20 protein-coding genes and 1 riboswitch are annotated in these 20,973 nt (G+C 42.2%); of the genes, 12 read left to right on the top strand and 8 right to left on the bottom strand.

Annotated elements, in window-relative coordinates; genetic code table 11:
• Positions 1-168: 168 nt before the first annotated feature.
• From I593_RS15265 to ftsW, 5 genes are all read left to right on the top strand, one after another.
• A complete protein-coding gene (locus I593_RS15265; RefSeq protein WP_016168477.1) occupies positions 169-432 on the top strand; it encodes a FeoA family protein in 264 nt (87 codons plus the stop codon).
• Positions 429-2,285 carry a ferrous iron transporter B gene (gene feoB, locus I593_RS15260; protein WP_016168476.1) on the top strand — a complete coding sequence of 619 codons (1,857 nt, stop codon included), beginning with the start codon at positions 429-431 and terminating at the stop codon, positions 2,283-2,285. Before I593_RS15265 ends, feoB begins: the two co-directional genes overlap by 4 nt.
• 20 nt (positions 2,286-2,305) lie before the next feature.
• The gene (locus I593_RS15255) at positions 2,306-2,560 is read left to right on the top strand and encodes a DUF6587 family protein (RefSeq protein ID WP_016168475.1); all 255 of its coding nucleotides are present in this window, start codon (positions 2,306-2,308) and stop codon (positions 2,558-2,560) included.
• Between the two features lie 159 nt (positions 2,561-2,719).
• Positions 2,720-4,066, top strand: coding sequence for a UDP-N-acetylmuramoyl-L-alanine--D-glutamate ligase (murD, locus tag I593_RS15250; protein WP_016168474.1), 1,347 nt, complete (start codon positions 2,720-2,722; stop codon positions 4,064-4,066).
• A 23-nt stretch (positions 4,067-4,089) separates the two neighbouring features.
• Positions 4,090-5,286 carry a putative lipid II flippase FtsW gene (ftsW, locus tag I593_RS15245; protein WP_016168473.1) on the top strand — a complete coding sequence of 399 codons (1,197 nt, stop codon included), beginning with the start codon at positions 4,090-4,092 and terminating at the stop codon, positions 5,284-5,286.
• A 92-nt stretch (positions 5,287-5,378) separates the two neighbouring features.
• Here the strand turns inward: ftsW and gluQRS are convergent, their stop codons facing one another.
• From gluQRS to I593_RS15215, 6 genes are all read right to left on the bottom strand, one after another.
• Positions 5,379-6,299, bottom strand: coding sequence for a tRNA glutamyl-Q(34) synthetase GluQRS (gene gluQRS, locus I593_RS15240; RefSeq protein ID WP_016168472.1), 921 nt, complete (start codon positions 6,297-6,299; stop codon positions 5,379-5,381).
• Positions 6,300-6,301: 2 nt separating this feature from the next.
• Complete coding sequence (dksA, locus tag I593_RS15235; RefSeq protein WP_016168471.1) at positions 6,302-6,829, bottom strand: RNA polymerase-binding protein DksA; 528 nt, start codon at positions 6,827-6,829, stop codon at positions 6,302-6,304.
• 211 nt (positions 6,830-7,040) lie between these two features.
• A complete protein-coding gene (gene cpdA / locus I593_RS15230; RefSeq protein WP_016168470.1) occupies positions 7,041-7,850 on the bottom strand; it encodes a 3',5'-cyclic-AMP phosphodiesterase in 810 nt (269 codons plus the stop codon).
• Between the two features lie 10 nt (positions 7,851-7,860).
• Complete coding sequence (locus I593_RS15225) at positions 7,861-8,481, bottom strand: NUDIX domain-containing protein (RefSeq protein WP_016168469.1); 621 nt, start codon at positions 8,479-8,481, stop codon at positions 7,861-7,863.
• 75 nt (positions 8,482-8,556) lie between these two features.
• Entirely contained in the window at positions 8,557-10,452 is a 1,896-nt protein-coding gene (thiC, locus tag I593_RS15220) for a phosphomethylpyrimidine synthase ThiC (protein ID WP_016168468.1), read from the bottom strand.
• A 109-nt stretch (positions 10,453-10,561) separates the two neighbouring features.
• A riboswitch (TPP riboswitch) is annotated at positions 10,562-10,680 on the bottom strand.
• A 118-nt stretch (positions 10,681-10,798) separates the two neighbouring features.
• Positions 10,799-11,857: a hypothetical protein gene (locus I593_RS15215; RefSeq protein ID WP_016168467.1), complete on the bottom strand. Its 1,059-nt coding sequence runs from the start codon at positions 11,855-11,857 to the stop codon at positions 10,799-10,801.
• Positions 11,858-12,114: 257 nt separating this feature from the next.
• On the opposite strand from I593_RS15215, the gene abuO reads away from it, so the two are divergent.
• Positions 12,115-13,437 (top strand): multidrug efflux outer membrane protein AbuO, encoded by a 1,323-nt coding sequence (gene abuO / locus I593_RS15210; RefSeq protein WP_016168466.1) that lies wholly within the window; start codon positions 12,115-12,117, stop codon positions 13,435-13,437.
• A gap of 108 nt (positions 13,438-13,545) precedes the next feature.
• Complete coding sequence (phoU, locus tag I593_RS15205) at positions 13,546-14,268, top strand: phosphate signaling complex protein PhoU (RefSeq protein ID WP_016168465.1); 723 nt, start codon at positions 13,546-13,548, stop codon at positions 14,266-14,268.
• 429 nt (positions 14,269-14,697) lie between these two features.
• On the opposite strand, the gene I593_RS15200 is transcribed toward phoU, so the two are convergent.
• Together I593_RS15200 and argH are read right to left on the bottom strand one after the other, a co-directional pair.
• Complete coding sequence (locus I593_RS15200) at positions 14,698-14,970, bottom strand: oxidative damage protection protein (RefSeq protein WP_016168464.1); 273 nt, start codon at positions 14,968-14,970, stop codon at positions 14,698-14,700.
• An 11-nt stretch (positions 14,971-14,981) separates the two neighbouring features.
• Positions 14,982-16,412, bottom strand: coding sequence for an argininosuccinate lyase (argH, locus tag I593_RS15195; protein ID WP_026441110.1), 1,431 nt, complete (start codon positions 16,410-16,412; stop codon positions 14,982-14,984).
• Here argH and I593_RS15190 point away from each other — a divergent pair.
• From I593_RS15190 to I593_RS15170, 5 genes are all read left to right on the top strand, one after another.
• A complete protein-coding gene (locus tag I593_RS15190) occupies positions 16,403-17,524 on the top strand; it encodes a sensor histidine kinase (RefSeq protein WP_016168462.1) in 1,122 nt (373 codons plus the stop codon). The two genes, argH and I593_RS15190, sit on opposite strands and share 10 nt — an antisense overlap.
• A gap of 56 nt (positions 17,525-17,580) precedes the next feature.
• Positions 17,581-18,318: a LytR/AlgR family response regulator transcription factor gene (locus I593_RS15185; RefSeq protein ID WP_016168461.1), complete on the top strand. Its 738-nt coding sequence runs from the start codon at positions 17,581-17,583 to the stop codon at positions 18,316-18,318.
• Positions 18,319-18,423: 105 nt separating this feature from the next.
• Positions 18,424-19,341: a hydroxymethylbilane synthase gene (gene hemC / locus I593_RS15180; RefSeq protein WP_026441111.1), complete on the top strand. Its 918-nt coding sequence runs from the start codon at positions 18,424-18,426 to the stop codon at positions 19,339-19,341.
• A 3-nt stretch (positions 19,342-19,344) separates the two neighbouring features.
• Positions 19,345-20,124, top strand: coding sequence for a uroporphyrinogen-III synthase (locus I593_RS15175; protein ID WP_016168459.1), 780 nt, complete (start codon positions 19,345-19,347; stop codon positions 20,122-20,124).
• Positions 20,121-20,972, top strand: a complete 852-nt coding sequence (locus I593_RS15170) for a hypothetical protein (RefSeq protein ID WP_016168458.1) — start codon at positions 20,121-20,123, stop codon at positions 20,970-20,972. The genes I593_RS15175 and I593_RS15170 overlap by 4 nt, the downstream gene beginning before the upstream one ends.
• The last annotated feature ends 1 nt before the right edge of the window (position 20,973 follow it).

Raw genomic sequence — 20,973 nt, 5'->3', positions numbered from 1 at the left:
GCTTAGAATTCAGGAAACCGATTTAGATTGTTTATCTTAACTAATTTTACAACATTTTTCTGAGTGGACCTTGTGGTATAAAGTGAATGCGAATAGGAATCTAACCTTATTTGGTAATTATTCTCATTTGCGTGTATACTACAGTAAAATATTTTAGGGTTTAGTGCGGTGCTTTTATCTGATTTGAAAGTCAAGCAAACGGCCATCATCCGGAATGTTAAACGTCATGTGGATGGCGATGCAGTTCAGACTGACCTGATAGCAAGTCGTTTAGAGACTTTAGGTTTTGTGCCTGGTACTTCCGTTCAGGTGGTGACAAAAGGTATTTTTGGTGGCGATCCGATTTTAATTCAGGTTGGATTTACCCGTTTCGCACTAAGAAAAGTTGAAGCTGCAAAAATTGAAGTTGAAATGGAAGGAGCACCTGCATGAGTGATGCGTTGCGTATTGCCCTTGTCGGGAATCCTAACTGTGGTAAAACCTCATTATTTAACCATTTAACAGGAACTCGTCAAAAGGTCGCGAACTATGCGGGCGTGACGGTTGAACGTAAAATGGGTCAGTTCTCTTTACCTTCAGGGAAAGCCGTTCGAGTCTTGGACTTGCCTGGAACTTACAGCTTAGATGCAACTAGCCCCGACGAAGCCATCACCCGTGATGTAGTACAAGGTAAAATTGTAGAAGAAGGGCATCAGGATGCATTTTTATGTGTGGTAGATGCCACCAACTTAAAACTGCATTTAGGTCTAGTTCTAGAAATGATTGAATTGGGCCGTCCAATTCTACTAGTTCTAAACATGATGGATGAAGCACGCCGTCGTGGCATGCAGATCAATACCCAGAAATTGTCTGAACGTTTGGGGATTCCTGTTGCTGAAACCGTTGCGGTGCGTAATGCAGGCATCGAAAACTTATTGAATGCTTTAGATCAGGCCAAATATGCCGTACCTCATACAGAATTGAGTGGTCTAAAAGGTTCACATCACCAAAAAATCGCCACAATTTTGCATGACGTCGTTCAGTATGCGGACCAAGAAGATAAACGTTCTGATTTCCTTGATCGTATTTTTTTACATCCCGTACTTGGCTTAGTCACACTTGCGGTGATGATGTTTGTGGTTTTCCAAGCGGTTTTTGCTTGGGCCGCTCCGTTTATGGATGGGATTGAAAGTTTATTTGGCTGGCTAGGTGAAGTGATTGGGGCATCCATCTCGCAACCTTTATTGCATAGTTTAGTGGTTGACGGAATTATTGCGGGTGCTGGCGGTGTTGTAGTGTTTTTGCCTCAGATTATTATTCTGTTCTTCTTTATTTTGGTCTTGGAAGAATCGGGCTATCTACCGCGTGCTGCATTTTTACTGGATAAATTAATGTTTAAAGCAGGCTTGAGTGGACGTGCATTTATTCCATTGCTGTCTAGCTTTGCCTGTGCGGTTCCTGGAATTATGGCAACCCGTAGTATCAGTGACCCACGTGATCGTTTAACCACAATTTTTGTGGCCCCACTAATGACCTGTTCGGCACGTCTACCTGTATATGCTTTATTAATTGCGGCATTTATTCCTGCGCAAACCGTGTGGGGAATTTTTAATTTGCAAGGCTTGGTGCTATTTGCTTTGTATATGGCAGGCATTTTCAGTGCGTTAATTGTTTCATTTGTATTGAAATTTTTCCAAAAAGATAAATCGCAACATGCGTTGCTGATGGAGCTGCCAAGTTACCGTTTTCCTGACCTAAAAAGTGTCGGTATTGGTTTGTTGGATCGTACCAAAATCTTTATGAAACGTGTTGGTGGCATTATTTTCGCGCTTTCTATTTTGCTGTGGTTCTTGTGTACTTTCCCTCAGCCGCCTGCGGGCGCAACTCTGCCGGATATCGATTATTCCTTCGCAGGAATGTTGGGGCATATCATGCAGCCTATCTTTGCCCCCTTGGGTTTTAACTGGCAGATTTGTATTGCCTTGATTCCAGCTATGGCGGCACGTGAGGTTGTCGTTGCGGCTTTGGGCACAGTCTATGCTTTATCTGCGGTGGATGATGATGCTATGTCGCAAGGATTGGCGGCAATCATTGGTGGTAATAGTGACTTAGGGTGGTCTTTGGCAACAGGTTTGTCTTTATTGGTCTGGTTTGTTTATGCGCCACATTGTTTAGCGACTTTAGCAACTGTACGTCGTGAAACAGGTTCATGGAAAACCGTGAGCTTTATGACCGCGTATTTATTTGGTTTAGCGTATTTGATGTCATTCCTGACTTTTCAAATTGCGTCGCACTATTTAGGTTAATCTGCAAGGAGACTCTGAACATGGTTGAAATTCTGATTGTTGCAGCCTTGGTGCTGTGGAGTACACTGGTAGTGTTTAAGAAAGTGTTTCCGAAAACGTCCAATAAAACCTTTGGCGTATTGGCAGAATTTACGCAAAAGCAGGGTTGGAACACGCTATCTAAATGGCTGAAGCCTGTGCCTGTTGCAGGTTGTGGTGGCGGTTGTGGCTGTAGCCAAGAGGATGCACCCAACGCGAATAAAACTGCTGAGATTCAAGCAGTGAAGTGGAAATAATCCATTTTGCTTAATTCACAAAAAAGCCGTCAAATTTGACGGCTTTTTTACGCGCTGACACAAAAAAACAGAGAGAAAGTCAAAACAGAAAAAGCATTCAAAACAGCAAAGTGCTAACATTTTGTCAGTTTTACCAATCAACCAAAACATGGGGCAAAAATGTTAATACAGCGTGGTGGATTAAAAGTCGTTGCAGGACTTGGAATTTCAGGTATTGCAGCAGTAAATTTCTTACATGAGAAGGGCTACCGCGTTGCAGTAACAGATTCACGAGCAACTCCGCCAGGGCATGATCAAATTCCTGCCGAGGTACAAACCAGTTTTGGTCAATTAGATCGAGAACTTTTATTACAAGCTGAAGAAATTATTGTCAGTCCAGGTTTGGATTTGAAATTACCCGAATTACAAGCTGCGATTGCACATCAAATTCCAGTTGTCAGCGAAATTCAGGTATTACGCCGTGCCACGGACAAACCGATTGTGGCAATTACAGGTTCAAATGCAAAAAGTACCGTGACCACGTTATTTGGTCTCATGGCTCAAGAAGCAGGTAAGAAAGTTGCTGTAGGTGGTAATTTAGGACGACCAGCGTTGGATTTAACCAAGGATGATCCAGAACTGTATATTCTTGAATTATCGAGCTTTCAGCTTGAAACGACTTCGAACTTGAATGCTGAGGTTGCAGTAGTCTTGAATATGAGTGAAGACCATTTAGACCGTCATGGCGATATGTGGGGCTATCACCAAGCCAAACACCGTATTTTCCAAGGTGTGAAAAAAGTGGTGTACAACCGTGATGATTCGTTAACTCGTCCTTTGGTACCCGATGTGACGCCATTGCAAAGTTTTGGCTTAAATGCACCAGATCTGAATCAATACGGCATTTTAAAAGATGATGATGGTACCATCTGGTTGGCACGTGGTCGTGAGCGTTTATTGAGAAGTTCGGACATGTACATTCAAGGTACGCACAATGTCGCAAATGCCTTAGCATGTTTGGCTTTAGGTGAGGCGATTGGCTTACCACTTGAGTCGATGTTGAATACTTTGAAGCATTTTAAAGGTTTAGAACATCGCTGTGAATTTGTGAAAGAGGTGAGCCAAGTCCGATATTATAATGATTCTAAAGGCACCAATATTGGTGCAACTTTGGCTGCAATTGATGGATTAGGAGCTTCGATTGAAGCTCAGCAAGGTAAAGTAGCGATTATCTTGGGTGGACAAGGGAAAGGACAAGATTTTACTGCTTTGAAAGATTCACTGGCAAAATACGCTAAACTTGCGGTGTTGATTGGTGAAGATGCTAACCTGATCGAACACGCGATTGCAGGAACTACGACTATCTTGCATGCTGCAACATTAAAAGAAGCAGTAGCATTGTGCCAAGCACATACCCAGCCACATGATGTGGTGCTATTGTCTCCAGCATGTGCAAGTTTTGATATGTTTAAAAGTTATGGTGATCGTGGTCATCAGTTTGTCGATTGTGTGAATGCTCTAACTTAAAAGAATGATAAGGAGAGAGTTGTATGGCAGGTTTAGCTCAGACAACGATCAATAAATTTCAACAATTTTATGACCGTGTCAGTCCGCGAATTCCAGCGGAATTTACGGCAAGAAATGTGCTGATTTTTTGTGTGATTGCTTTGCTGTGTTTAGGTTCTATCATGGTGGCTTCGGCTTCCATGCCTTATGCAGATCGAATGTTGGAGAATCCATTCCATTATGTTGTACGCCATGCTATTTCCATTGTAGTGGCTGGCATTGCCGCATTTTTGGCTTATCGGGTTTCGCTGAACGTATGGTTCAATAATACTTTTTCCTTGTGGCTCATCACCATTGCCTTACTCGCTGCCGTCTTGGTGATCGGGACAGAGGTGAATGGTTCCACACGATGGATTCGTATAGCTGGCTTTACCTTGCAAGCCACGGAAGTTGCTAAGGTCATGATGGCCATCTTTACAGCCGATTATGTTGTGCGCCGTGCTGCGGAAGTCCGAAACAACGTTAAAGGTTTGGTACGGCTTGCTGCAATCATGATTTTAACGGTTGGTTTGATTATTGCTGAACCCGATTTAGGTGCAACAGTGGTGATTGTGTTGATGATGTTGGGTGTGTTCTTTTTAGCAGGCGCACCCGTAATTCAGTTTGGTATTGCGCTTGGTGCGATTCTAACTGCATTCTTTTTCCTGATTGTATTTGAGCCTTACCGTTTTGAGCGTCTGATGTCGTTCTCTAACCCTTGGAACGATCCTTTGGGGGCAGGTTATCAGTTGTCGAACGCATTGATGGCCTTTGGTCGTGGTGAGTGGGTCGGTGTAGGTCTGGGTCACAGTATCCAAAAAATGTCGTATTTACCTGAAGCACATACCGACTTTATGTTGGCAGTGTTAGGAGAGGAATTCGGCTTTTTAGGTATTACTGTGGTATTGCTTTTGTCTTTTGGGATGTTGGTCTGCTGTATTAAAATTGGTCATCGTGCGCTCCGCAATCAATACTTGCGCGCAGGTTATCTGGCTTATGGCATCAGCATTATTTTCTTGCTGCAAATTCTGGTCAATGCGGGTATGAATATGGGGATGTTACCGACCAAAGGTTTAACTTTGCCTTTTATTAGTTATGGTGGTTCATCTTTAATTATGTGTGCAGTGATGATCAGCTTAATTCTGAAAATTGATGCAACCACGCAAGACATTAACCCAAGTAAGGAAGAATCAAGCTTCTAAGCCTATTGGGTGTGTGTCTAATTCAGCAGCATATATTTTAATTTGAAAACCTCTTGTCTAATCAGATGAGAGGTTTTTTATTTTCTCTAGCATTAGAGATAGTGTCCTTCCAATTCGATACAGTGAGGAATGAGATCGGTATTCCACTGCGCCACAGCCTGTTGCAGCATGATTTCAGGTCGGTCTATATCTACTTCGGGTTGATGCAGAGCATGTAGCGCCTGTTGTAATAGTTCAGGTGCTTGCTTCGGGTCTAAGGCTTTTGCAAGGTTTTGTTTCGAAAGTTTTTGTCCCTGATCATTCATGGCGAGTGGTAAATGCATGTAACTCAGGGTAGGGTAGCCCAAAAGTTGCGCCAGCCAAATTTGACGTTCAGTATTATCCAGCAGGTCTGCACCACGTACTACATGGGTGATGCCTTGTAAATAATCATCTACAACAACAGCGAGTTGATAATTGATAATGCCGTCACGACGTTTGAGTACGAAGTCCCCCAAATCCTGTTTTAAATTGCAACAGTGTAGCCCTTGCAAGCGATCTTGAAAGCAAATACGTTGATCTTGCACCTTAACGCGAATGGCTTGATGTTCAAACGCCAGACCTAAATCACGACAAGTTCCTGCATAGATATGATTAGAGCCCAGCATTTTACGGGTACAGGCACAGGCATAGACTTGACCTATAGCATGTAACTGCTCAATGACTGTTTCATAAAGGGCTAGACGATCTTTCTGGAAGATAATCTCAGCATCGGGATAAAGTTGAAAGGCTTCTAGACATTGTAGAATATGCTGTTCACTGCCAGGATAAATACGCGGAATATCGGTATCTTCTACACGAACCAGCCATTGCCCTTGTTGTGCTTTGGCATCGCAATAACTCGCAACGGCGGTGAGTAAGGAGCCAAAATGCAAAGGGCCGGTTGGCGATGGCGCAAACCGACCCACATAAGCCATCCTATTGTCCCCTTCCTTCTGTAAGGCAAGGGTTAGGGGAGGATTATTGAATAACATGCTTAACCGTTATTTTGTTTCTCTTTGATTTCCGCCAAGGTTTTGCAATCAATACATAGAGTCGCAGTTGGACGTGCTTCTAAACGGCGTAAACCAATTTCGATACCACAAGTTTCACAGAAACCGTAATCATCATTTTTGATGGCTTCAATCGATTGTTCAATTTTACGAATCAACTTACGTTCACGGTCACGTGTTCTTAATTCAATTGCAAATTCTTCTTCTTGCGTTGCACGGTCATTTACGTCAGGCAATGCAGTATTTTCGTCTTGCATGGTGTTGAGGGTACGATCCACTTCAGACATGAGCTCTGCTTTCCATGCCAGTAAAATCTGACGGAAGTGCTCAAGCTGTCCTTCAGACATGTATTCTTCATTCTTTTTTGGCTGATAAGGTTCAATACCAAATAAGCTCGCAGTAGAACCACCTTCTGTTGCCTTCGGCTTTGCTTTACGTACGCGCTTGGTAGATTTGTCATCTACAACATCTGTATGTTCATCCAAGACTTGGGTTTGGTTATCATTCGCCATATAGGGCATTCCTCATCATATACGTACATCTATACGCAAAAAATATGGTGATATGCAAGTGTTTTTATCTACCGCCCATGCGGAGATTGTTCCACAGGGGTCGTCATCATATAGACTTTTTTCAGTTCTGGATAGTCTTTGATGTTTCGATTTAAGCTATCACCTTTTATTTAGCAGCCATAACATAATGGAAATAAAATGAAATGAAAAGTTAGTAGCCTGTAATTTCAATATTTATTTTTTTTTGTATGGGCTGTGTGCGATGCACTTGAGTTGTAAACTCACCATTGGCTTTTAATTGTACGACGCGATAGCCAGGTGCTTCATCATCCAGCGCAAAATCATCACTATGTGGTTTAAATTGTACGCAGGTTGATGGGGTAGATAGGAAATGTATGCCATGCCATTGATTTTCCGAGGCTTGATGCACATGGCCACACAATACCAATTTGACATTCGAGTGTTTAGCCAAAACATCGGTCAGATGCTCAGTGTTTTTCAGAATATGTTGATCAATCCAACGGGACTGCATTTCAAAAGGGTGGTGGTGGCAGGCAATTAAAATGGATTGCTCAGCATGTAGGTTAAGAATTTGATCCAGTTGTTTGAGTTGTTCGGTATTAATCCAGCCATCAATTTTGCCTTTGACGGCACTATTGAGCAGCACTAAACACCAATTTCCTATAGGAATGGCATGGACTTTATTTTGCTGGTCATGAAATGGAAAGAATTCCTCACTATCATGATTGCCAGGCACTTGGTAGTATTGAAAACCTGTGGTTTGCATAAAAGCGAGGTAGCGCTGATAGGTTTCAGACACAGGAACCTGCGCCAAATCACCCGTATGAATCAGCGCGTGGGCATGTGGATATTCATGTTGAATTTGCGCCATCACCCGATGAAAACTTTGCTCAGGATTCATATGCACAAATTCTAAATCATCCTGATTCATTAAATGTGTATCTGAAATTTGTATAATGGTCCAGCTTTGTGGCTGTTCATGTGGTTGTTTTAAAGTCATGTCCTTCCCCTTAGACATTCCTTATAGTTTTAATGTGTTGTTCTAGCCATTGCAATGCCATGATGACAGGCGCATTTCTGAGCCGACCATTGGTCAGTAGATTACGTATGTCGGCATAATCAAGAATATGCAATTGAATATTCTCGCCTTCGTCAGCAACTCCGAATATTCCGCCTTGTTCAGGGAGTACTGCTTCTGCACTATATAGATGAAAAAGCTCTGCACATGCTCCGGCAGAAGGATAAAAACTGAATAGATGCTGCAAATCTTGCAACTCACAACCTGACTCTTCTAGGCTTTCTCGGCGGATACAGCTTTCAGGTGACTCATCACCATCGAGTACGCCAGCAATGACTTCCAGTTGCCATGGCGAGTCTTGATCATCCATTGCGCCAATACGAAACTGTTCAATTAAAGCGAATTTTTGTTGATGGTCATTATAAATTAAAACCCCTGCCGCTTCGGGACGCTGAACTAATTCCCGATGAATAACAGAGGTATATTCGCTTTGCTGAAATAAACGATGTTTGAGGCTGACTTTTTCAACCTGAATAAAGCCACGAAATAAATATTCTCGAGAAAGAACGTCTACTTCGTCGCTGTTATACGTTGCTCGTTTAATAATATTCATAAAGCTCGGTCAGGATGAAAATGACTATTTCATCCTAACGGAGTTTTTTCTGAACACCAATATTTTTTTAGCTAATTACACTTTATGGTACAATTTTTGACCATGTTCGTGGTAGGCATTTTTCATTGCTTGTAGACCTGATTCTACTTCTGAATCGACTTCTTCTGATGCTGACGCATTTTTCTGATTTTGCGCATAATCTCGAACATTCTGAGTAATTTTCATGGAGCAGAATTTTGGTCCGCACATTGAGCAGAAATGGGCAGATTTATGTGCTTCTTTTGGCATGGTTTCGTCATGCATGCTACGTGCTGTGTCAGGGTCTAAGGCCAAGTTGAATTGATCTTCCCAGCGGAATTCAAAACGTGCTTTAGACAAAGCATTATCACGGGCTTGGGCACCAGGATGACCCTTAGCCAAATCCGCAGCATGTGCAGCAATCTTATACGTGATAATGCCGTCTTTAACATCTTTTTTGTTTGGTAGACCCAAATGTTCTTTTGGTGTCACATAACAAAGCATGGCTGTACCATACCAACCAATCATAGCCGCACCAATTGCAGAAGTAATATGGTCATAACCCGGTGCGATGTCAGTCGTGAGTGGTCCAAGCGTATAGAATGGCGCTTCTTTACATACTTCTAACTGCAAGTCCATGTTCTCTTTAATCATGTGCATTGGTACGTGACCTGGGCCTTCAATCATGACTTGAACATCATGCTCCCAAGCGCGGTGTGTCAGTTCACCTAAAGTTTTCAGTTCACTGAACTGTGCTTCGTCATTGGCATCTTGCACACAACCTGGACGTAAACCATCGCCTAAACTGAATGAAACATCATAGGCTTTCATGATTTCGCAGATTTCATCAAAATGCGTGTACAAGAAATTTTCTTGATGATGGGCTAGACACCACTGCGCCATGATTGAACCACCGCGCGACACAATACCCGTTAAACGATTGGCAGTCATTGGTACATAACGAAGCAATACACCTGCGTGAATCGTGAAGTAGTCAACGCCTTGTTCAGCTTGTTCAATCAGTGTGTCTTTGAAGATTTCCCAAGTGAGATCTTCAGCGACACCATCAACTTTTTCCAGTGCTTGATAAATTGGTACGGTGCCGATAGGAACGGGTGAGTTACGAATAATCCATTCACGTGTTTCATGAATATTTTTACCCGTTGATAAGTCCATGATGGTGTCAGCACCCCAACGGGTTGCCCATGTCATTTTTGCCACTTCTTCATGAATGCTAGAACCTAGTGCCGAGTTCCCAATATTGGCATTAATTTTCACCAAGAAATTACGGCCAATAATCATGGGTTCAATTTCAGGATGGTTAATATTGGCAGGAATAATGGCACGGCCCGCAGCAATTTCTTGACGGACAAACTCAGGGGTAATTTCACGTAAATTTTGTGCCCCGAAATTTTGACCTGCATGTTGACGCATATCCACGCCTTCACGTTGGCGTTGGTTTTCACGAATCGCAATATATTCCATTTCTGGGGTAATAATGCCTTGCTTGGCATAATGCATTTGCGTGACATTTTTACCCGCTTTAGCGCGACGTGGGTTTTGAATATGTGCAAAACGAATGTCAGCCGTGCGAATGTCTTTCAGGCGTTCTTGCCCAAATTTTGAAGTCAGACCTGTAAGGACTTCTGTGTCGTCACGTTCTTCAATCCAAGTTTGGCGTATCCAAGGTAAACCTTTGTTCAGATCAATCGAAACATTCGGGTCAGTATAAACCCCAGAGGTGTCATAGACACGTAAAGGCAGATTTTGTTCGCCACCTAAACCTGTTGGGGTATCAGTGAGGCTAATTTCACGGAAGGGTACACGAATATCAGGGCGTGAGCCTTCAATATAGACTTTGTTTGAAGCAGGTAAAATTCGAGTTAAATCTTTTGCATCTTGCTCATGTTGAGCTGAAACTTCAGCAGGGGAAAGATTCGTTAATTGGTTCATAGCATGATCCTTATGAATGACATCAACGAATCAAGCACGACCAAAACTTGGCTGGTCTTCTGGTTTAAATTCTAGTAATAAATTCACCAGATAGACGGAGGGCGGCAGTTTTTAGGGAGCGCTTGATTCCTACGCAGGTGTTAACCTGATCAGGTTCAACGGTACTTGTGCTCATGTTTAGAACTACACAATCTCAGCGAGGGATTACTCGCGCTCCGTCAAGCTAGGACAAATGGTAGCATGCAATCTGGGAAATGCCCATGCATATTTCATGACATTCGTCAGCGAAGAAAAAGGACTTATTGTTGCTGTGGGTTGTATGAAAAAGAATGAAAAATAGCGCAGATTATTTTGCTGATGGAAGACAAATCGCATCACTGAAACAGTCACGAGGCGAACGTGTATTCAGCTCAGGTAGACCTAAAAATTGATCTAATTGTTTTAAAGTCAGTAGATTACTTTGCCCAGATTGTTTTTGCTGAGGACTGAGTTGTACAGGAATTTGGGTGTTACGTTGTTGTTCTGATAATTCTAAGAATTGCAAAAAACGTCGTGCTTGCCACGCCAGATGGGAATGTTGCAATTTTGCCAGTTTTTCAATCTCAAAGAGACTGCTACTGTTAATGGCATTTTGATCGTTATAACTTTCTGAGACTGGAGAGTTATTCATGCCTTTAAATAAGAAATGCGTATACATTTCTAAGAGATACTCTGCGTCATGTCGATAGCTACTGCGTGGATATTGCTGTAAATAATTTTCCCAGAATAAGGCACGTGCCACAATGACTTGCGGGTCAATGGTCAAGGCACCATCCAGAAACGGGGCTTGCATGTTTTGCTGTGCCAATTCAGTAATAAAGACTTTTTCAGCTTCAGGCATGTAGGGTGCAAACACAATCGCGAGATACTGTGGGCTACGGCGGTAAGCGAGCATTCCTTCGCCTTGGTCGATCAGTTCAATATAGGCCTGTCCCTGATGCTTAATCAGATATTGGTCACGCAGGGAAAATTGTTCAAAATGACTTTGTTGAATGGTGGGATGCTGCGCCATGTCAAACGCATATTGCTCAAAAGCCAATTGTTGCTGTGGGGTGCGTTCTACTTGTAAAAAATTATCGTACATGATGCCAGAAAGTTTTAGTAAATCTTTCTGTTCAGCCAGTTTTACGAGCGGAAGACAGACTTTGAGATCTTGATTAATTTCTTCAAGGGCAAAGGTGGTTCGTTGGTTATTAATTTCCAACATATTCTTTTTTAGGTTTTTGCACATTTCAGTTAAATCAACTGTAATTTCTTGTTGTTGCTGTTTGGGAGGTTGTTCCTGAGCAACTTGAGATTCTGGTTGCTGGCAAGCACTCAGCAAGATGCCACACAACAAGACAAAACAGGGTTTTAATGAAAGCATAAACTTGAATTTCACAGCCGTTAAGAATGTAAACCTAAAAGATAAGCAAGAGCAGGGAGTAAGGCTTTATTTTAAGCTGAAATCTTGCAGTAGGTTTGTACTATTGTGAGGGAGTTTGGTTACTAAACTTGAGCTGTTTTAGTAGGTGATTGTGGTTAAAACCCGTGCAAAATTACACTGATCACGTTAATTTAGCAGAGTTTGTAGGGCCTTATGACGTTACATACAATATGAAACGGTTTGAATCAGGGATAAGAATGAAGAAACTTTGGTTGCTCGGTTTGTCTTTAAGTTTTCACATGGCTGAAGCACATGCTTTGGATTTGGTACAAGCCTATGCGAGGGCCCAACAGACCGATCCAAATTGGCAAGCAAATAAGCTGCAATACGAAGCAGATCAACTCAATTTAGGTATTGCTAAAGGGAACTTATTGCCAACGATCACGGTTTCAGCCAGTAGCACCCGAAAATCACAGCAGAATTCAGATGCATCACAATCTTCCTTAGAGATTCCTTCAGCTACCACGACTCATCAGGTTGCAGTCACTGCCCGACAGCCCTTGTTTCGTTGGGATGCGTGGGAAGGTTTTAAACAGGTAGAGACTTCAGTCAACCTAAGTGAAGTGACCTTAAAATTACAGCAACAGCAGCATATTTTAACGGTGGCAGAAAGTTATTTTGATGTGTTGCGTCAGCAAAGTTTAACGCAAGCTTATTTACAGGAAGAACAAGCCCTTTTGCAGCAATTGAATATGATGAATGCCAAGTTACGAGAAGGTTTGGTGGCTAAAAGTGATGTCAGTGAAGCACAAGCGCAGTATCAGAATGCACGAGCAAACCGCATTGCAACCCAAGTGCAATTGTTATTGGCACAAGAACAACTACAGCAGTTGATTGGTCCTTATCGGGATAAGCTTGCGGTCATTCGGGATGATTTTGTCTATCAAAAGCCTCAACCCGCCCAATTGACAGCATGGGAAGATTTGGCCCGCAACCATAATTTAGAAATACAGCAAGCACGCTTACAACAACGCTATGCCGAAGATCAAAAACGGGTGGAGAAAGCTGCGCTCTATCCGCAGCTCGAAGCTGTCGGGACCTATGGTTATAATCAACAGCAGCCTTCAAGTGTGCTATCAAATGATGGTCAATTTGACCAGATTGGCATTGAAATGAATTGGAATGCTTTTACGGGTGGACGAACACAGCGTTCTATTCAAAAAGCAGCGGTGAATGTGCGTAAATCTGAAGCACAACTCGATGCTACCATTCGTAAAGCGCAAACCGAGGTGAAGAAAGCGTTTTATCAGGTGGAAACTGATCAAGCCAAACTCGAAGCCCGTCAGGCTGCCATGCAATCTTCCCAAGTGGTGTCAGAGGCTTCTCAGGCACAATATCAGGAAGGTTTAAAAACCATGGTCGACGTGTTGCTGGCACAGCGCAATGCATTTTCAACCAAGCAAGATTATGTAAATGCCAAATATGACTATGTTTTGAATGTGTTGCGTTTAAAAGCAGCCGTTGGTCAATTGAATGAACAAGAGTTACAGCAAATGAATGTTTGGTTGGTCGAAAAATAAAGTGAAATACTGGTATTGATTTTCTGTTGTCATCAAATATTCATAATAGGTATGCTTTAATATTGAGCGAAAGCGTTTGTCTTTAACCGCTGTTGTGGAGTGTTGATTTTGAGTCCAAGTAACCCTGTTTTAAACCATCATATTTCTTCGCAATTTAATGAAGATTTACAGGCTGTAAATACCAAATTTATGACCATGGGTGGTTTGGTTGAACAACAAGTGGCGAATGCAATCCACGCTTTACTCGATACTGATGCCAACTTAGCCATTGATGTGCAATATCAGGACAATACTGTCAATCGTTATGAGCGTGAAATTGATGAAGCGCTCACGTTAATTTTAGCGCGTCGTCATCCTGCAGCGATTGATTTACGTATGGTGATTGCCATGAGTAAAGCCAATACCGATTTAGAACGTATTGGTGATGAAGCTGCTAAAATTGCTCGCATTGCACAAAGTCTTTGTGAAGAAGGTGGTTCCCCGCGTGGTTACATGGAAACCCGTCATATCGGCAATCAAGTCCGTGTCATGATTCATGATGCTTTGGATGCCTTTGCACGTTTAGATGTGGATCAGGCGCTACGAGTTATGTTGGCAGATGCGGATATTGACCGTGAATACCAGTCGGCAACCCGTACTTTAATGACTTATATGATTGAAGATCCACGTCATATTTCTCGTGTCATTAATGTGATGTGGGTTTTGCGTTCATTGGAGCGTATAGGTGATCATGCCCGCAATATTTCCGAACAAGTCATCTATATGGTAAAAGGTTTGGATGTTCGACATACCAGCGTGGCTGAAATTGAAGAAAAAGTTCAAGAGCGTTAAGAATTACTTCATATTAGAACAATTCAAATGATTTGATTAAATGTTGTTAAAGACTTATGTAGAACCTACATAAGTCTTTTTTATTGTATTGAGAGTGACCGAAGTTGTAGAGCAAGTTAAAAAAAATCCCAGATTTTGGGGGAAATCTGGGAATAAAATAAATAGGGGGATATTATTTTAGTATTCAGAGATGTCTCCATCTCCTTAATTGTCATTATAGTGAGGTGCTGCACATGACTCATGTAGGATATTGTGTGCAAATGTAGCCTTATTTATGGATATGTAGCTTTTTATATATCCAGCCTTGAAATTGAATTCACTACCCCAATGCTTGCCTTAAGCCAGATTTAGCTGAATAAAATTCAAAAACATACATAAAAAAAGACCAGCCTGTTTGACTGGTCTTTTCATTTTTAGCATTCAAAAAACTTAAGCTTCTGGTTTCCAACCTTCGGCAGTTTCAATGCTGCTGTCATTGCTAAAGAACTTCTCACGTTGCTCTTCTAAAAATTTTTTTGATTCAGGTTCAAACACATTTAAACGCTTTTCATTGATCAGTGTAGTTTGGTGTTTTAACCATTCTTGCCAAGCTTGCTTAGAAATGTTGTTGAAGAACTCTTCGCCTTTGGCACCAGGGAATGGAGCAAAGTCTAAGCCTTCCATCTCTTTTTGATATTTACGGCAGAAAACTTGTCGAGACATGGTGAAACCCCTTAAGCGTAAAGTTTTTCTAAACGAACATAGGCACGTGCAATAGCCGCTTCGACTTGTGCAGGTGCAGTACCACCAATGTGGTTACGTGCATTTACAGATGCTTCTAAAGTGAGTGCTTTTTCAAAAACATCGGCTTGAATCAAGTCAGAGAACTGTTGAAGTTGCTCAAGTGTTAGTTCAGATAAATCTTTTCCTTCTTGAACCCCGAGTGCAACGGCTTTACCAACAATTTCGTGTGCATCACGGAATGCCACACCATTCTTCACAAGGTAATCTGCCAAGTCAGTCGCGGTTGAGAAACCACGAAGTGCTGCTTCGCGCATAATTTCAATGTTTGGAACCAACGCAGGAATCATGTCGGCAAATGCCATAAGCGAACCACGTACAGTATCAATCGCGTCAAATAAAGGTTCTTTATCTTCTTGATTGTCCTTGTTGTATGCCAAGGGTTGACCTTTCATGAGGGTTAGTAAACTCATTAAGTCACCATAAACACGACCTGTTTTACCACGAACCAATTCAGGCACATCTGGGTTTTTCTTCTGCGGCATAATGGACGAGCCTGTACAGAAGCGGTCAGGAATATTGACGAATTTAAACTGTGCAGATGTCCATAGAATGAGTTCTTCAGACATACGAGATAGGTGCATCATAATCAGTGATGCTGCGGCATTGAATTCAATGCCGAAATCACGATCCGATACTGCATCGAGTGAGTTTTCAGAAACAGCTTCAAAACCAAGAAGCTCAGCTGTATAAGCACGGTCGATTGGGTAAGTTGTCCCTGCAAGGGCAGCAGAACCCAACGGCATACGATTCACACGTTTACGACAGTCAATTAAACGTTCAGAGTCACGCACCAGCATTTCAAACCATGCCAATAAGTGGTGACCAAAGGTTACAGGTTGAGCTGTTTGTAGGTGAGTAAAGCCCGGCATAATTGTGCCAGTATTCTTTGCTGCTAACGATAAAATGCCTTTTTGCAGTTTCGCCAAGAGTTCTAAAATGGCATCAATTTCATCACGTACATAGAGACGAATGTCCGTTGCGACTTGGTCATTACGGCTACGACCCGTATGTAATTTTTTACCTGCAATGCCGATACGTTGAGTCAAACGCGACTCAATGTTCATATGCACATCTTCTAAGTCGATACGCCATTCGAAATTACCTGCTTCAATTTCAGCCTGAATGGTGCGGAGACCTTCGGTAATAGCATCACGTTCAGATTCGGTTAGTACGCCAACTTTTGCTAACATAGTTGCATGGGCAATTGAGCCTGCAATATCTTGTTTATAAAAGCGTTGGTCAAATTGCACAGATGCGGTAAATTCTGCAACAAAAGCGTCAGTCGCTTCAGTAAAACGACCGCCCCACATGCCAGAAGTCTGGGCTTGTGACGGATTAGAGGAATTAGAAGATGTGGTCATGTCGGCTCAGTAAAATAAAAAATCGGCAAATTAAACAGAGTATAGCAAATTCAAAAGCAGTTGCCGAAGCCCCAGCATCCTATTCTTATTTTTTTAGTACTGTGGGACGGTGGCAAAATTTAGTCGAGTTGTGTATTGCGGGCAATATTTTAGCCATTTTGTTGGCTTTGGCAGAAGCACATTCATGGCAAGCCCTGAGTGGAACACAAGTGCTGTTGTTTATGCTGTATATCAATTGGGTCTTGTTGTGTTTTACGGCAATTGTTGAGCGCCTACAGCCACGCCTAGAACATTGGGGGTTGGTTTCGATGCTGCTGTTGGGCTTTGTGATCTTACAAAGCATCATTTTTTTTACCAGCTTGATTCTCAATATTTTTGTCTTTTTTGGGCAAAACTTTAGCTTTAAAGGTTTAGATCTTACGACTGCCTTGCAGGGTGTGGTATTGCATTTAAGTTATGGTGGTCTACTGGGGGCATTTTGTTTTCGATATCTCTATATCCGAGAACAATGGATGCGGCAGCAACACAGTGAACTGAATGCACGTATTCAGGCGATGCAAGCCCGAATTCATCCACATTTTTTATTCAATAGTTTAAATAGTGCCATCAGTTTAATTGTTGTTGATCCTGATAAAGCTGAACAAATGCTATTAGATTTATCGCGTTTATTTCGTGCCAGTTTCCAAGAGTTAAAGTTGGTGAAATTGCAAGATGAAATTGAATTGTGCCAACGTTATTTGGCGATTGAGCAGATTCGCCTAGGAAATCGGTTACAGGTTGAATGGAAATTTGTGCATCCTGAATTATTTTCACAGGCGCAAATTCCGTTGCTCACTTTGCAACCTTTACTAGAAAATAGTATTTTTCATGGGGTTGAGAAAAATTTATCAACCAGTATAGTGAGCGTATTGGTCGAAATTACACAACATCAAGTCAATATCGTCATTACAAACCCGTACACACAGGATAAAATAAATTTACGACAAGGACACGGTATTGCCATTGATAATGTAAAACAGCGTCTCATGGCGTATTATGGGCGCGCAGTCATCTTCCGAACTTTTGCTGGAGATGGGATGTATACCACTGTGGTGCAATACCCGTATAAATAAAACAGTGGCGGTTAACTTATAAAAATAATCCACGTTAACTGAACGAAGGAGGAATAATGGACATCCTGATTTGTGATGATGAGCCTCTTGCAGTAGAGCGTTTATCCAGATTGGTCACGCAAATGGGGCATCAGGTTATTGCAACGGCGGCTTATGGTCAGCAAGCAATTGAAATGGTGCAATTTTATCAACCCGATGTGGTGCTTTTAGATATACAAATGCCAGAAATGGATGGTTTAACCTGCGCGCAATATTTGCGTCAGTTGGAACCATCCCCAGCTATCGTATTTTGTACGGCTTACGACCAGCATGCCTTGGATGCGTTTAAATCGCATGCCGAGGGCTACTTGCTAAAACCGATTATGCAACAGGAATTGCAACAGGTTTTAGACCAACTGACCAAACTCACGCAAGCGCAAATGAGTAACTTAAAACAAAAAGAAGATATGGATAATCAAACACAACGTCATCAAATTGCTGCGAAGACCTATCGTGGGGTAGAACTGGTCCCTGTAGAAAATATTTATTATTTTTTAGCGGATCAAAAATATGTCACGGTACGTCATAAAAATGGCAGTGTACTCATTGATGAAACTTTAAAGGACTTAGAATTAGAATTTGGTGAGCGGTTTATTCGTATTCATCGCAATGCTTTGGTTTCAGTGGATTATCTTGAAGGGTTAGAGGTGATTAACTCTGGGCAATATCAAGTGCGTTGCCGTGAACTGGATGAACGTTTATCTGTGAGCCGACGACATTTACCCAATTTACGCGAGCGAATTCAGAAACTTTGAAGTCAAATGTATGATTTCATGTGGTGCGGTGTGAATTCTACTTGCATTTTAAAGTCAGCCAGTTAAGTTTAGAATAACTGACCTTATTCAATGTATTTAAAATTTATGAAAACTTTGAAGATCGCAACACGCCAAAGTCCCCTCGCTTTATGGCAGGCAGAATTTATTCGTTCCTGTCTGGAAGAACGCAATGCTGATTTAAAGGTGGAGTTGGTTACGTTTGTCACTCAAGGAGATAAAATTTTAGATACACCGTTGGCGAAAATTGGCGGTAAAGGTTTGTTTGTCAAAGAGCTGGAAGCTGCGTTGTTGGATGGTCGAGCTGATCTGGCTGTACATTCTATGAAGGATGTCCCTATGGCACTTCCAGAGGGTTTAAGCTTAGCGGTGATTTGTGAGCGTGAAGATCCATTTGATGCTTTTGTTTCAAACCACTATGCAAATTTTAACGATTTGCCACAGGGTGCTAAAGTGGGAACATCAAGCTTGCGTCGTAAATGCCAAATTCTGAAGCAACGCCCAGATCTTGAAATTATTGATTTACGCGGTAACGTCGGAACCCGCCTGTCAAAATTAGATGCAGGTTTATATGATGCCATTATTCTAGCGAGTGCAGGACTTAAGCGTTTAGGACTTTCAGAGCGTATTCGTCATACCTTACCAGCCAGTGTTAGTTTGCCAGCAGTTGGACAAGGGGCATTGGGGCTGGAATGCCGTGAAAATGATCAGCAGGTTTTAGATTTAATCCAACCTTTGTTGCATATGGAAACTTCGGCTTGTGTTCGTGCTGAACGTGCCTTTAATGCTTATTTGGAAGGTGGTTGTCAGGTGCCGATAGCAGGTTATGCCACTTTACATGCAGATGAGTTACACATTGAAGGACGTGTAGGCAGTGTCGATGGAGCAACTTTATTGGTCGCTGAATTGCGTGGACCAGTGGTGCAAGCAGAACAGCTAGGTGAAGCGTTGGCACAACAACTACTCGAATTAGGTGCAGGAGAGCTGCTCCAAGCCTTGCATTAATTCATGTTATTTATTAATACCCGCCCGAATACTCGTGCGAGCGAACTTAGTTTAAACATTCAACAAGCTGGTTTTCCAGTTTTGGATCTTCCATTGTTGGTGTTGGAGCCGTGTGCATGGTCATCTGAGTTGCAGGATTTGTATCAGCAGTTGCCGCGGGCGACCTGTATTGTGGTGGTCAGTCCTTCGGCTGTTGAATTTGGAATGCAGGGCTTAAAGCAAAGTGGTGTGTCGCTACAAGCCTTGAGCAAGGTGCAATGGGTTGCGGTAGGTGAAAAAACCGCACAAGCATTGGCTCAATATGGCATATCTAGCTATGTGCCTAAGGTTGAAACATCAGAGGGGATGTTGCAGATTCCCTTGTTGCAAGACCTGACCTCTTCCGCTTGTGTGGCTTTTTGGCGTGGTCAGGGTGGACGCCAATTTATGATGGAGACTTTGCAGCAGCAGGGGATCTCTGTTTTAAATTTTATTTTGTACCAACGACATTGCCCAGTACAGACGATTCAAAATTTTGATCAAGTTGTCGTACAGTTGCAACAACATCAGCACTATAGTGTGCTGATTAGCAGTGAAGCCAGTTGGCTAAACTGGTTGGAATTGATGCGAGCCCATAAGGGGTTGCTTACACGAGGACATTTTATGGTATTGGGTGAGCGGCTTTATCAATTGCTGTTAAATACACAGCGACAACAGCGTTTATCATTTCATCTCTATCAATTACCTGATTTAAATACAGCAACAATATTGCAATGCCTTCGAGCGATGCCGAGAAATGCATGAAAAAGTTTTTAATTGTTTTAATTTTGGTCTGTGTGGCATGGATTGCCAAATTAAGTTATGACATTTTTCAGTTCAATCAAAAGCAAGTTGCAATGCAGGATACGTTACAACGGCTTGAAGCCAATAGTGCCAATTTGAATGATCAAATTGTTGCTTTGCAGCGTCAAACCTCAACAGCATCTGAGCCAAGCACATCGAATGTGGCAGCTACGGGCACAAGTGTGCAGGCAACGACTACCCCAGTACAGATTAACCCTATGGTCTTGATCCGTCAGCAACTTGACTTAGTCGATTTTGCTTTGCAGCAACAGCAATACCATTTTGCTTTGGAAAAGTTAGCACAACTGAATATCAATATTGAGCAATATGCTTTGGCACCGAGTTTGAAACAAAGCTTGCATCAGGCGATGGGTAAAGATCAACAATTGATACAGCAAACTGTACAAGCGCGTACCGAGCAGCAGCAACAAATTCAACAACTATTACAACAAGTAGATGTGGTATTAACACAAGAAATTAAACAGGCTCAAAGGAAACCTGTCCGAGCAGAAGATCGTCCTTTCTGGCAGCGTTGGTTTGAGTTGCAGCCTGCTAAGCAACCTGCTACACAACTGATGCAGCGTGCAATCATTTTGAAAGAAGTACAGTTGCGTCTATTGGTTGCTCGAGAAGCATTGAATCATGGTCAGTATGTCGAATATCAAAAGGATTTGGCCGAGATTATGCAGATATTATCGACTTTGCCTGATGCACAAGCACAAAAACTGCGTAAGCAAGTGGAGAAGATTAAAGGATTTAGTATTATTCCGATGCCTGTTTTAAATACCCGTACATTGCTAGGGTCTTAAT

It is taken from the genome of Acinetobacter tandoii DSM 14970 = CIP 107469, assembly GCF_000400735.1.
GTDB lineage: Bacteria > Pseudomonadota > Gammaproteobacteria > Pseudomonadales > Moraxellaceae > Acinetobacter > Acinetobacter tandoii.
The sequence above is the reverse complement of the archived record's forward strand: the minus strand, read 5'-3'. Positions and strand labels throughout refer to the sequence as shown.

Excerpts from the sequence above, each read along its gene's own strand:
- feoB (WP_016168476.1), top strand. The coding sequence starts at position 429 with ATGAGTGATGCGTTGCGTATTGCCCTTGTCGGGAATCCTAACTGTGGT.
- I593_RS15255 (WP_016168475.1), top strand. The coding sequence starts at position 2,306 with ATGGTTGAAATTCTGATTGTTGCAGCCTTGGTGCTGTGGAGTACACTG.
- murD (WP_016168474.1), top strand. The coding sequence starts at position 2,720 with ATGTTAATACAGCGTGGTGGATTAAAAGTCGTTGCAGGACTTGGAATT.
- ftsW (WP_016168473.1), top strand. The coding sequence starts at position 4,090 with ATGGCAGGTTTAGCTCAGACAACGATCAATAAATTTCAACAATTTTAT.
- gluQRS (WP_016168472.1), bottom strand. The coding sequence starts at position 6,299 with ATGTTATTCAATAATCCTCCCCTAACCCTTGCCTTACAGAAGGAAGGG.
- dksA (WP_016168471.1), bottom strand. The coding sequence starts at position 6,829 with ATGGCGAATGATAACCAAACCCAAGTCTTGGATGAACATACAGATGTT.
- cpdA (WP_016168470.1), bottom strand. The coding sequence starts at position 7,850 with ATGACTTTAAAACAACCACATGAACAGCCACAAAGCTGGACCATTATA.
- I593_RS15225 (WP_016168469.1), bottom strand. The coding sequence starts at position 8,481 with ATGAATATTATTAAACGAGCAACGTATAACAGCGACGAAGTAGACGTT.
- thiC (WP_016168468.1), bottom strand. The coding sequence starts at position 10,452 with ATGAACCAATTAACGAATCTTTCCCCTGCTGAAGTTTCAGCTCAACAT.
- I593_RS15215 (WP_016168467.1), bottom strand. The coding sequence starts at position 11,857 with ATGCTTTCATTAAAACCCTGTTTTGTCTTGTTGTGTGGCATCTTGCTG.
- abuO (WP_016168466.1), top strand. The coding sequence starts at position 12,115 with ATGAAGAAACTTTGGTTGCTCGGTTTGTCTTTAAGTTTTCACATGGCT.
- I593_RS15200 (WP_016168464.1), bottom strand. The coding sequence starts at position 14,970 with ATGTCTCGACAAGTTTTCTGCCGTAAATATCAAAAAGAGATGGAAGGC.
- I593_RS15190 (WP_016168462.1), top strand. The coding sequence starts at position 16,403 with ATGTGGTCATGTCGGCTCAGTAAAATAAAAAATCGGCAAATTAAACAG.
- argH (WP_026441110.1), bottom strand. The coding sequence starts at position 16,412 with ATGACCACATCTTCTAATTCCTCTAATCCGTCACAAGCCCAGACTTCT.
- I593_RS15185 (WP_016168461.1), top strand. The coding sequence starts at position 17,581 with ATGGACATCCTGATTTGTGATGATGAGCCTCTTGCAGTAGAGCGTTTA.
- hemC (WP_026441111.1), top strand. The coding sequence starts at position 18,424 with ATGAAAACTTTGAAGATCGCAACACGCCAAAGTCCCCTCGCTTTATGG.
- I593_RS15175 (WP_016168459.1), top strand. The coding sequence starts at position 19,345 with ATGTTATTTATTAATACCCGCCCGAATACTCGTGCGAGCGAACTTAGT.
- I593_RS15170 (WP_016168458.1), top strand. The coding sequence starts at position 20,121 with ATGAAAAAGTTTTTAATTGTTTTAATTTTGGTCTGTGTGGCATGGATT.